Source organism: Nodosilinea sp. LEGE 06152, assembly GCF_015207525.1.
In the GTDB taxonomy this organism is placed as follows: domain Bacteria; phylum Cyanobacteriota; class Cyanobacteriia; order Phormidesmidales; family Phormidesmidaceae; genus Nodosilinea.
Window position 1 is genome coordinate 15,603 of the sequence record NZ_JADEWR010000004.1, and the last position, 12,212, is coordinate 27,814.

The 12,212-nt window shown below is 61.2% G+C and carries 8 protein-coding genes; 3 read left to right on the forward strand and 5 right to left on the reverse strand.

What is annotated here, in order from left to right; translation table 11 throughout:
* Positions 1-293: 293 nt before the first annotated feature.
* A complete protein-coding gene (locus tag IQ265_RS07320) occupies positions 294-4,505 on the reverse strand; it encodes a BTAD domain-containing putative transcriptional regulator (protein WP_194052029.1) in 4,212 nt (1,403 codons plus the stop codon).
* 215 nt (positions 4,506-4,720) lie between these two features.
* Positions 4,721-5,737, reverse strand: a complete 1,017-nt coding sequence (locus IQ265_RS07325) for a zinc-binding alcohol dehydrogenase family protein (RefSeq protein WP_194052031.1) — start codon at positions 5,735-5,737, stop codon at positions 4,721-4,723.
* 119 nt (positions 5,738-5,856) lie between these two features.
* Between IQ265_RS07325 and IQ265_RS07330 the strand changes: the two genes are divergently transcribed.
* Together IQ265_RS07330 and IQ265_RS07335 are read left to right on the forward strand one after the other, a co-directional pair.
* Positions 5,857-6,087: a hypothetical protein gene (locus IQ265_RS07330; RefSeq protein ID WP_194052033.1), complete on the forward strand. Its 231-nt coding sequence runs from the start codon at positions 5,857-5,859 to the stop codon at positions 6,085-6,087.
* A 199-nt stretch (positions 6,088-6,286) separates the two neighbouring features.
* The gene (locus IQ265_RS07335) at positions 6,287-7,561 is read left to right on the forward strand and encodes an S-layer homology domain-containing protein (protein WP_194052035.1); all 1,275 of its coding nucleotides are present in this window, start codon (positions 6,287-6,289) and stop codon (positions 7,559-7,561) included.
* Between the two features lie 257 nt (positions 7,562-7,818).
* On the opposite strand, the gene fetB is transcribed toward IQ265_RS07335, so the two are convergent.
* Together fetB and IQ265_RS07345 are read right to left on the reverse strand one after the other, a co-directional pair.
* Positions 7,819-8,622 (reverse strand): iron export ABC transporter permease subunit FetB, encoded by an 804-nt coding sequence (gene fetB, locus IQ265_RS07340; RefSeq protein WP_194052037.1) that lies wholly within the window; start codon positions 8,620-8,622, stop codon positions 7,819-7,821.
* A gap of 98 nt (positions 8,623-8,720) precedes the next feature.
* Positions 8,721-9,425: an ATP-binding cassette domain-containing protein gene (locus tag IQ265_RS07345; RefSeq protein ID WP_194052039.1), complete on the reverse strand. Its 705-nt coding sequence runs from the start codon at positions 9,423-9,425 to the stop codon at positions 8,721-8,723.
* 95 nt (positions 9,426-9,520) lie between these two features.
* Between IQ265_RS07345 and IQ265_RS07350 the strand changes: the two genes are divergently transcribed.
* Entirely contained in the window at positions 9,521-10,420 is a 900-nt protein-coding gene (locus IQ265_RS07350) for an EamA family transporter (protein WP_194052041.1), read from the forward strand.
* 114 nt (positions 10,421-10,534) lie between these two features.
* On the opposite strand, the gene lnt is transcribed toward IQ265_RS07350, so the two are convergent.
* A complete protein-coding gene (lnt, locus tag IQ265_RS07355; protein ID WP_194052043.1) occupies positions 10,535-12,148 on the reverse strand; it encodes an apolipoprotein N-acyltransferase in 1,614 nt (537 codons plus the stop codon).
* Between the last annotated feature and the right edge of the window lie 64 nt (positions 12,149-12,212).

Here is a 12,212-nt window from a genome sequence, read left to right on the forward strand (position 1 = left end):
TCCTAGGGGGTGAGTAAATCAGTTCAGGTGTAGATGTCGAACCGAGTCATCTATCAGATTGTTTTCACCCTAAAGGTCGAGGCGTTACTAAAGCGTTCCAGGGCGTTCCGGCAGCGTTCTGTTGAGCTGGCTAGGGGTAAATGCAGTGGATAAAAGGGCATTTCGCCGTCACCAGTTCAGTCCAGACAGTTCTGCCGGAATGTTGCAAAATCTAAACGTCCCCACATTGGAACGGTTTGAAAACTTCCCGATGTCCTAATTGACTGAGCGATAGCTATAGCGGTGAAGTTGACCTATTGCAGCAGGGTTTGATAAATCCGCTGAGTGTCAGCGCTGGGGTCGAGGCCCAGCTCATCCTGCAAAATCTGCATGCACTGGTGATAGATCTGAATGGCCGTGGCGCGATCGCCGTTCTGACTGTGGAGCTGCATCAGCGCTTGGTAGGTCGATTCGCGCAGGGGGTCGGTTTGCAGCAGCAGCTGGCCGTAGCGAATGGCCTGGGGATACTGCTGCTGGTGCTGAAGCACGGCAACAAGCCGATCTAGCGCCTCCAGGTAGCGCTGGTGAAGGCGATCGCGGGTCTGCGCCAGCCACTCGTAGTCGAGCTGGGGCAGCAGGGCACCGCTGTAGTAGGCGATCGCCGCTTCCAGGTCGTGCTGCTGACTGGCCCTGTCTTCGGCTGGGGCGGCCTCAGCGCGGCCCAGGGCAACTTCAAAGGCGGCCACATCCAGGCTAAAGCTCGACTCTGGTTTCCACTGCACCAGCTGAGCCTCAATGTGCAAAAACGAGTCTGGCTCAGGCAGCGCCTGCCGCAGGTTGTAGAGATCTTTGCGCAGGGCCGTGCGAGACTGCGCCTCGCCGAGATCTGGGTAGAGACCGTAGGCCATCTGCTGGCGGCGGTGGGGGCTCTGGGGATGGAGCACCAGATAGGCCAGCAGCGCCTGCGATCGCTCACTGGTGACAGCCAGGGTCTCGCCGCCGTAGCGCAGGCTGAAGCCATTAAAGAGCTGTATTTGGAGCCGGGGCACCTCTCCCGAAGCCGGGGCGACCTCCCTCGCCTCGGACGGCCTTGGGGTCAAGGTCGCGCCGACGATTGAGGGCTCAGCGGCAGGCCCCCTCCAGCCCAGGGTGGGGTCGTAGCCAGTGAGGTGGCTGGGAAAGCTAGCCGTTTCCCATAGCGAGTCGGTGGGGGGTGGCCCCGAAGCAGCGGGCGGCGCAGGCGGTAGCCCCACAGGCGAGGCGGGATCGACGGCCCCCAATTCCTTCAGCACCGCTAGCTGACCGGCGGTGAGCCCCTGAACTCCGGTAACCACCATGCCTTCGTAGGGGCGCTCGGGCTGGAGCGATCGCACCTCTTCGCCCGTGGCGCAGCGCCAGAGTTTGATCATGCCGTCGTTGCTGCTGCTGGCCAGGGTTTGCCCATCGGCGCTAAAGGCCACGGCCTGCACCTGGTTGGTGTGGCCACCCAGGGTGCGCAGTAGCGCTCCGGTCTCGAGATCCCAGAGCCGGATGGTGGAGTCGCCGCTGGCGCTGGCCAAAATGGGCTCTACCGGGCTAAAGATCACCGATTGCACCTGGCTGCGGTGGCCCCTAAAAACCTGCAACAGTTCGCCGCTGGCGCTATCCCACAGACGAATGGTCTGGTCGGCACCGCCGCTGGCTACCCACTGGCCGTTGGGGTGCCAGGCGACGGTGAGCAGCCACTTGTCGTGGCCCTGCAACAGCCGGATCTGCTCGCCGGTCTCGGTGTGCCACAGCCGCAGGGTTTCGTCATCGCCGCCGCTGGCCAGCAGGGGCTGCACCGGGTTCCAGGCCACCGATCGCACCTTGTTGGTGTGGCCGCTTAGCACCCGCAGGCACTGGCCAGTGGCCACCTGCCACAGCCGAATGGTGCCGTCGGCACTGCCGCTGGCCAGCCACTGACTGGTAGGGTCCCAGGTCAGAGATCGCACCGAGTCGGTGTGCCCCCGCAGAATTTGGCTGGTTCTTTCGCGCTGGGGCTGAGCGACTGCCTGCCCTTCCCACAGGCGAATGGTTTTGTCGGTACTGCCGCTGGCCAGGGTGCAGCCATCGGGGCTAAACTGAGCGGCGCGCACCCAAAGACTGTGACCCGGCAGCGTGGCCAGAATTGCCCCGGTCTGCCAGTCCCAGAGGCGCACGATACCGTCCAGACTACCGCTCACCAGCCAGGGCTGATGGGGATGAAAGGCAACCGCAAAGATCTGGTTGGTAAATCCCCGCAGGGTTTTCAGGCAGTGGCCGGTCTGCACATCCCAAAATTTCAGGGTTTGGTCATCGCCCCCGCTGGCTAGCTGCGGCTGGTTAAAGGCCAAGGCCCACACCCAGTCGTGGTGATCGCGCAGGGTGCGCAGCGCGTTGCCCGATGGGAGTTCCCACAGTTTGATGGTCTGATCAGCGCTGCTGCTAGCCAACAGCTGGCCGTCAGCACTAAAGGCCACGGCGAGAACGGGGTGACTGTGGCCATACAGGGTCAGATAGCCGGTTTGCGTGGCCACATCCCACAGCCGAATTGTTTTGTCGGAGCTGCCGCTGGCCAGAGTTTTACTATCCCCATGCCAGGCCAGCGTCCAAATGCGATCGCGGTGGCCCTCCAGCGTAGCCACACAACGGCCCGTGGCGGCGTCCCAAAGTTTCACTGTGCAGTCAGAGCTGCCGCTGGCCAAATAGGTACCGTCTGGGCTAAAGGCCACGGCGCGCACCGGGCCATCATGGCCCACAAGGGTTGCCACAGCGCTGCCAGTGTGGGTATCCCACAGTTTGAGGGTGCCGTCGTGGCTGCCGCTGGCCAGCTGCCCCTGGGGATGAAAGGCGATCGCCTGCACGTAATTGGTGTGGCCCGCGAGGGTTTGCAGCGCCTGGCCTGTGGCAATATCCCACAGGTGAATCATGGCGTCGTCGCCGCCGCTGGCCAGGGTGCGGCCATCGGGGCTAAAGGCCACCGCCTTAGCCCAGTCGGTGTGCCCCGGCACGGTCAAGAGCAGCTGATAGTCGGCCAGTCGCCACACCCGCAGGTTGCCATTGCTGTCGCCCGCCGCCAGCAGGGTGCGGTCTGGGCTGTAGGCGATCGATAAAATGCTGCTGAAGGTTTGACTAAAGACCGCGTGAATGAAGTGGGCCTGGGTAAAGTTAACTCGGCGCAGCAGGGCTTTGGGCAGGTAGGCATGGCGCAGGCTGAGGTGAGAAAAATCGTAGCCCGCCAGATCAAGGCCGAGCTGGGCGCAGAGGTTGAGCAAATTGCCGCCGCCGTAGCCCGGCATCTGAGCTTCGCAGCGGCGCACCTCCCCCAGCAGCCGCAGAATTTGCTGCTCTAGGGCCGCTTCAGAGCTAAAGGTGTGGCTAAACTGGCGGGCGATCGGCTGCAAGAGCAGCCGCCGCTGGCTGTCGCGCAGGTAGTCATCGACGGTGGTTTTGATCAGGGCGTGGCGCAGAAATACAACGAGATCGGCGCTAGCCAGCTCGTAGGAAATCCGCTCAATCAGCTGGTCGCTGACGTACTCCATCACCACGGGCTGCTGGCTGTAGCGCCCCGCCTGCGTCTCAATCAGGCTTCTCCAGCGCAGCGACTCCAGAGCTTCTAGCACCTGCGGACGAGTGACCGAGGGCTGAATGTCGGCGACCAGCTCTGCAATTGATGTCCAGTCGCGGTTGATGGCCAGCCAGCACATGACCGTTCGCTCTAGCTCAGACAGCCGCCGAAACTGCTGATCGAGCAGGCGCTGTAGACCGTTAAAGATGACGGTGTCTTCGGCTAAAAACCCGGCCACGTCACCGTCAAACAAGCTTTGAATGGAGGTGGCGACAATTTTTAGGGCTAGGGGGCTGTTGCCGTAGCGGTGGGCCAGCTGCCGCTTCTCGTCGGCCGAGCCGATTAGCCCTTTGGCCTCGCACAGGGCAAGGGCCGCTTCTAGAGATCCTGTTAACAGATGCGATCGCACCGGCAGCCCGTTGCCGGCCAGCATGCCCACCACGGCGGGCTGCTCTCGACTGGTCACCACCACACAGCTCTGGTGGCGCGTTTCTGCCACAATTTGCAGCAGGTCGTCGTAGTCTTCGTACCCATCGCGAAAGTAGCCAGCCCGCTCGCCCTCGTGCAGCAGGGTTTCCATGTTGTCGAGCATCAGCAGACACCGGCTCTGCCGCAGCCAGTAGAGCAGCTGTTTGAGCGTGCCCCCGGTATCCTGCTGGTCAGAGACAAACCCCACCAGGTCTTCGAGCAGTTCATCTAGGGCTGGGGCATGGCGCAGCGATCGCCAAATTATTCTCTCAAAGGGAGGCTGGGGCAGGTCTACCAGGGTCTCGACTAGCTTGGCCGTCAGCGTGGTTTTGCCAATGCCGCCCATGCCCAACACCGCCACCAGGCGACAGCCGTCGTCATCGACCCACTGCGCCAGAGTGGCAATCTCCGCCTCGCGACCGAAGAAAACCGAGACGTCTGGAGCTTCACCCCAGTCGATGGCAGGGCTCGAACCTAGAGGACTTTTCACCACGCGGCCCCAGAATTGGGTAGCGATCGCTGTATCCGTAGCCCAGTTCTGCGATCGCCTGATCAGCACTCATCGAGATCGTCAGACCCAGCGGCTACTGACAATTATATTAAGTGAAGCAGAGACCAGAGGTTCCCCTACTTCAGCACCCCTAGCGCTAGCCAGCTTGCAATGTTTTCTGGCGAACGTGGATGTTCGGTGCCACTGGGCTCGCCCTATCTCCAGCCCGTCAGCACCAGTTTGCCAATTGTCCGCCCCGACTCGATCTGGGCATGGGCCTGGCGCAGGTTGGCGGCGTTGATCGGCGAGAGGGTTTGCCCCAGGGAGGTGCGAACTGTCTTAGCATCGATCAGCACCGCCACCTCGTCGAGCAGGTGGCCCTGGTCGCCCATATCGGCGGTTTGGTACATCGAGCGGGTAAACATAAACTCCCAGGCGAAGGTGGCGCTTTTGCTCTTCAGCAAATTCAGGTCTAGCGGGTCGGTGTTTTCGACAATGCCGACGATTTTGCCCTGGGGACGAATCAGTTCTGACATCAACGACCAGTAGTCGTCGGTGTTGTTGAAGTTGGCGATAAAGTCAACCTCACGGTGACCCAGCTGGGTCATTTCTTCGATCATCGCCTCGCTGTAGTCCACCACGTGGTCGGCCCCTAGTTCTCGTACCCAGGCCTGGGATTGAGGCCGCGACGCGGTGGCAACTACCACCAACCCGGCCAGTTTGGCTAGCTGAATCGCGATCGACCCCACGCCCCCGGCTCCGCCAATGATCAGAATCGACTGGCCCCGGTTTTCCCCGTTGCGGCCAATGCCCAGACGGGTAAACAGGGCTTCCCAGGCGGTGATGGTAGTGAGGGGCAGCGCGGCGGCCTCAGCAAACGAGAGGGTCTGGGGCATGGTCCCGACAATGCGCTCATCCACCAGCTGAAACTCGGCGTTGGAGCCGGGGCGGGTGATGTCTCCGGCGTAGTAGACCGCATCGCCGGGCTTGAAGCGCGTCACCCCATCGCCGACGCTGTCGACCACCCCTGCCGCGTCGTAGCCCAGCACTTTGGGGTCATCTTCGACTTTGTCCTTGGGAGCACGCACCTTAGTGTCAACCGGGTTGACCGACACAGCCTCGACCCGCACCAGCAGATCGCGGCCCGTGGGGCTGGGCTTGGGCAAGCGAGCGTCGAAGAGTGAGTCTGGATCGCTGATGGGCAGGTAGTGGGTGAGGGCGACAGCTTTCATAACCAATGGCAGATCAACACCCCCAGTGTGCCTTGCTAAGGGACGAAGCGGGAGCTACCGGGGCCAAAAATTCTTACCTTTAGGAACAGGGCTAAAACCGCGATCGCCCCCTTATAGCGATGGCCATCGCGCTTGGAATATCGGCCTCTTCCAGTGGCAAAAACTGGGACAGCGCCATGGCGTATAGCCACCGCTTTAAGGGACACAAGTCATGTCCTAACCGTTCTGGCGATGGCTATAAATTCAGTCTTATGAAGGATGGGAACACCAGCACAGGCTGGCAGTCTGTAATTAAAAGAACAAAACAAGTTATCGAGTTTTCGGTGCATTTACTTGTCTGCTCCGTTTAGTCCCTAGCCATCCCCCAGTGGTTAGCTCTTTGTGGTGTCCTTTTCTGCCAATTCTGCTTAAAATTTCGATAATTTTGGCTGTTCTTCGCATAACTGCCTCCACCCTGGCTCTTTGACTTGTTCTAGAGCCACTTTTCTGCGACTGGCGACCTTTTCTGCCTTCGCGCTGAAACTACCTTGTTTAAGGAAACCCCGAATGATGAGCACCGTACTGAACCGATCCGCTAAAACCGCAACCCTGGCGACCCTAGGGGCCGTGGCAGGCGCAGCGCTGGCCCTACCCGCGATCGCGCAAACCGCCGAATTCGAAGATGTTGGCAGCAATTACTGGGCGCGCCCCTTCATCGAGAGCCTGGCCGAAGATGAGATTATTGCCGGATTCCCCGATGGCACCTTTCGCCCCGACCAGCCGGTAACTCGCGCTCAGTTTGCCGCCATTGTGCGCAACGCCTTTCAGCAGCCCCTCGATCGCACAGCTCCCCGCTTTAGCGATGTGCCGAGCAGCTACTGGGCCAGCGCCGCGATCGCCGATGCCTACAGTCAGGGCTTTCTCTCTGGCTACCCCAACGGCGCGTTTCAGCCCGAAACCCAGATTCCTCGGGTGCAGGTGCTGGTTGCCCTGGCCAACGGCCTCGACTACAGCGCCAGCGGCTCAGTGAACGAAGTCCTGGGTACCTACCGCGATGCGGGCCAAATTCCTGAGTATGGCCGTGGCCCTGTGGCCGCCGCCACCCAAAATCGGCTGGTGGTTAACTACCCCAACGTCGATGTGCTAGGCCCCCAGCGCACCGCCACCCGCGCCGATGTGGCCGCCTTTATTTACCAGGCTCTGGTGGCCCAGGGCCGGATGCCTGCCCTGCAGGCTGGATTGAGCGCTAGCAACTACATCGTGGGCTACACCCCCGGCACCAACACCGGCAGCAACACGGGCAACAACACGGGCAACAACAACAGCTCGCCCCGCCTGGTGGCCAACGGCACTCGGCTAGATGTGCGCTATCCCAATGCCAACGTGGATATTGTGGTTGCCCCCGGCCAGTCTGTAGCTACCAACCTGGAGATCGCCCAGCCCATTCGCAATAGCCAAAACCAGGTGCTAATTCCGGCGGGCAGCAGCGTACAGGGGCGGATTGTGCCGGTCGAAATTCGCGGTGCTAATGTGACGGCGGCTAAGTTTGTGGCTGACACCCTCACCGTCAACGGGCGCACCTACAACATCAATGCCGAGTCGAGCGCGATCGCCGCGACCACCAGCGTCAACACCGGCACGCTACAGGGGGCGTTGATTACGGGTGCCGCCGAGTCGATTTTGACCACCATTACCGGCAACCGAAACCTGGGCAGCGTGATTGGCACCGTTATTACCGGCGAAAACCAGCCCACCTCGAACAGTGCGGTCGTGGTCATTCGCCCCAGCGATCTCGACCTGACCGTGCGCTCTGACTTCACGGTTGATGCGATCGCCAATAACTAACACGGCATCCTGGTTGCATACCTCCGATCGTTCAGGGCAAGCGGCGGCTTGCCCCTACAAATTACCTGTTTGGATTCGGGGTTCTCTCAAACGAGAACCCCGTTTTTTTGCCGTATATAGCGATGGCCATCGCGCTTAGGGCATCGGCCTCTTCCAGCGGCAAAAACTGGGACAGCGCCATGGCGTATAGCCACCGCTCTAGGGGATACAAGCCATGTCCTAACCGTTTTGGCAATAGCTATATCTACCACAATTTCTCACCGCTTGGCTTTTTCCAGATAGTCGAGCCGCAGCTGGTGGTCGGGGCTAAGCAGGCGGCGGTAGGCCAGCAGCACGACGCCAAAAATTCCCAGGGCGGCCCCGGCGGCAATCATGAACAAAATCACAATTTGGTAGCGCACGGCATCGATGGGGTTGGCCCCAGCCAAAATTTGCCCGGTCATCATGCCGGGCAGGCTGACTAGCCCCATCACCATCATCGAATTAATCGTCGGAATCATGCCGACCCGAATGGCGTTGCGCACCTGGGCGTGGGCGGCCTCCCACCGGGTTGCCCCCAGAGCCAGCAGGGTTTCGACCTGATCGCGCTGGGCAATCAGCCCTTCCAAAAAGCGGTCTAGCCCTAAAGAAATGCCGTTGAGAGTGTTGCCCAGCACCATGCCCAGCATGGGAATCAGGTACTGCGGGTCGTACCAGGGCTGCACCCGAATAATGCCAACCATAGCAAAGCCCGTCACCAGGGCCGAGGCCGTTAGCACAGACAGCAGGCTGTGCCAGTAGATGCCCGCAAAGCGACGCTGGGTGCGGTTAACCGCAGAAACCCCGGCGATCGCGGTCATCACCAGCGCGATCGCCACCACCACCAGCGCGTTTTCTTGGGTAAACAGCCACTCCAGCACAAAGCCAATCAGCAATAGCTGCACCACCATACGCAGGGCGGCAATCAGCAGCGATTTGCCCAGGCCCAGCTGCAGCGCTGCCGACAGCGCCACGTTCACCAAAATCAGCAGCGCCGCCAGCGCCAGTTGACCATAGCTGATGGCAATGTAGTCGCTCTCCATAGGCCGATGCTCAGAATACAAGGAGTCAAGGTACAGGGGTTCAAGGTATAAGGTTTAGGGCCGCTCCTTGAACCTTACACCTTGAACCCCATACCCGCTTACGCGAAGTCTCTCAGGTCGAGCTGGCGATGGGTGAAGCGGTGAATTTGCTCGGCGTCGTGGCTGGTCATCAGGCAGGCCCGATGGGGGTGCTGGAGCCAGTCGTGCAGCAGGGCTTCGACGCTGGCGGTGGTGGCGGCATCGAGGGAGGCGGTGGGCTCATCGAGCAAGAGCACCTGGGGGTCAAGCTGGAGCGATCGCAGCAGCGCCAAAATTTGGGCCTCGCCGCCCGACAGCCTGGCACCCTGTAAACTCAAAAACTCGGGGCCACGCCCCAGCCGGGCCAGCCAGGTGTGGATGATATCGGGGTCAAACTGGCGCTGGCGATGCACCCCCAGCTCAAACACCTGCTTGAGGTTGTCTTGCACTGTGCCGTCAAACTCACTTCGCGCCGCGTTTGCCACGCGACTTGAGACAAGTATGCCGATGGGCGTCGCCCGCTGGGGCACATACATCACTCGACTGCGGTAGGCAGGCAGCGACCACGCCGACAGAGGTTTGCCCTCCAACCTCACCTCCCCCTGCTGAAGCGGGTCGAGCAGCACCAGGTTGCGCATAAGCAGAGTTTTGCCTGCCCCCGAGGGCGCAACCAGGCCAACGCAGTCTCCCGAAAACAGCTCAAAATTTACCCCTCGCCACAGCCAGCGATCGCCCAGCTGGCGACCCAGGCCCTCGACAGATAGCAGAGCTTGGCTAGATTTCATTCAATCACCAGATCACCAATATCTGCCATACCGGAATGTTTACCGCAGAGACACTTCTACAATACACAGCAGGGCAACACCAGAGGAAATGCGCAGTGGCACCTACCTCAAACCAGCGGCGATCGACCCTAATTGGGTTCTCAGCAGTACTCATGTGGGCCACCCTGGCCCTGCTCACCGACCTCAGCGGCACGGTACCGCCGTTTCAGCTCACCGCCATGGCGTTTACGATCGCATTCGGCATTGGCCTAGCGGCCTGGCGGCAGGCTGGGGGCAACGTGCTTCAACACCTCAGGCTGCCCTGGCGGGTTTGGGTGCTCGGCATTGTTGGCTTGTTCGGCTACCACTTTTTCTACTTCATGGCGCTGCGCCACGCCCCAGCGGTGGAGGCGAGTCTAATTGCCTACCTGTGGCCGCTGCTGATTGTGTTTTTTTCGGCCCTGCTGCCAGGGGAGCGGCTGCGGTGGTTTCACGGGGCGGGGGCGATCGCAGGCTTTCTCGGCGCGGGTCTACTCGTCACCAAGGGCCAGGGCTTCAGCTTTGATCCCCAGTACACCACCGGGTACCTGGCGGCGCTGGTTTGCGCCCTCACCTGGTCGGGCTACTCAATTCTCTCGCGGCGGTTTGGGGCAATTCCGACCAGTGCGGTGGGGGGCTTTTGCGGCGCTACAGCGGTGCTGGCCTGGGTCTGTCACGCCCTGTTTGAGACTACGGTGGTACCTGCGACCTGGGAATGGCTAGCGATTTTGTGCCTGGGGTTGGGGCCGGTCGGCCTCGCCTTTTTCACCTGGGACTACGGCGTTAAGCACGGCAATATTCGCGTACTGGGGGCGCTGTCCTACGCGGCACCGCTGCTCTCAACCCTGCTGCTGATTGTCTCCGGACGGGCAGAGGCCACCTGGTCGGTGGGGCTAGCCTGCGGGTTAATTGTTGGCGGAGCGTTGCTGGCTACGCTCGATTTTCTGCGGCCTGGAATAGAGAACAAACCCAGCTAAAGGAGTTGAGTACTGCCCAGCAGTAACCATCTATTTGCCAGCCCCAGCCTTTACCCCCAGAAAAAAGAGGTTGGGGATGCGGGCGTGACCAAACACCCTATGGGCTGAATGAACCTAACGGCTGACGCCCCACCAGCCCCAAGCCACCGTTAGTCCCAGCAGCAAGGGCGTCAGCCAGTCGCCCCAGCGCACATAGGGGGTGAGGGTTTGACGGCGCTCCAGCTCGGCCCGGTGAACGAGATACGTCTGCGGCTCCCCCAGCCAGAGGGTGCGACCGTGGTTATCGACCAGGCCCGAGAGGCCTGTATTGGTAACCCGCAGCGCCCAGCGATCGCTCTCCACCGCCCGCAGCACGTCAAACCCGTGGTGCTGCTGCATCATCCACACCGGGTAGGGGTCGTTGTTAGAGGCAGTGACTACAAATTCACCCCCCGCCCGAGTTTGACGGCGAAACAAGCGGCTGTAGGCCGACTCGTAGCAAATCCCCACCGTGACTTTACCCACCGAGGTCTCAAACTGCTGCATGGGCTGGCCCGGCACCAGGTAGCTATCCAGCGGCGAGAGGCGGCTAATCAGTCGGCCCAACAGCGCCTCAAAGGGAATGTACTCACCCAGGGGCACCAGCTGCACCTTGTTGTAGCGCCCGTGGTACTGGCCGTCGGTTCGCAGTTCCAAAATGCTTTGTGTGTACTGCGTACGGCCCTCCCCCGGCACAGGCGCAAAGGTGCCCAGCCACAGCGGCACCCCCGCCTGACCAACAGTTTGCAGCATAGCCGCCAGCTGGGGCGAATTGGGGTTCCACAGCTGCGGCAGCGCTCCTTCGGGCGTCACCACCGCCGCCACCCCCTGTTCGACCAGCGATCGGTAGCCCTCGGTATAGCCCTCTAGCGCCTGCCGCACACCCTGGGGAGTGAGCTTTTCGCGGGTCGGCACGTTGCCCTGCACCAGCCCCAGGGTTAGGGATTGGCCAGCGGCAGCGGGAGCGGCCTGGGCATAGAGCCGTGCGCCAAGCAGGTGACTCGCAAAAACGAGAGCGCAGGCTGTAAGGGCAAGGGAGCGGCGGCGGGATGCAGGGATGAGGAGATGGGAGGATGGGAAAGATGAGGGGATGAGGGAATGAGGGGTGAGGACAACGGCAAGCAAGCCATTGGTGGCAACGAGAATAGCGGAAATAATCTGTGGCCCCGACAGACGGGTGAGGTGTAGTATCCACAGGTTGTTGGGGCTTTGGCTAAGGCTGAGGGGCGACCAGTCGAGGGGGCTGTAGTTGCGTAGGGTTTCCAGGGTGCACCACAGCGCCGTACCCGCCAGCACAGTCCAAACCCTGCGCCCTGGCCAGCGATGGGTTAGCCACGCGATCGCCCCACCCCAGGCTGCAATACAGACCGAGCCCCAAATCACAATAAATATCCAGGCTGAAAGGGCGATCGCAACGCTGCTAAGCCACGGCACCCCCATCCACATCAGCGGGTGCAAATGCGTAATCCAGGCCAGCGAAATACCGTAGTACACCAACCCCCACAGCAGCCCATAGGCCGCCGCCAGAGCGATCGAGGGCGTCGCCACGACCACCCACCACAGCGGCACCAGCCCCACCCACGCCAGCGGCCACAGGCTGAGGGGCGGTAGCGCGATCGCCATCAGCACCCCGCTAAGAGCGACCAAACTAGCCTGCCGCCAGTCCCAGGTGTAGATTAGTTTTCGCAACCAGGTCGCCGCTGCTTTCATTTTCAACCTCAGCTATTCCTTCTAGCCTGCCACACAGGCTTTTTGAGAAGGCCTGATCACATGG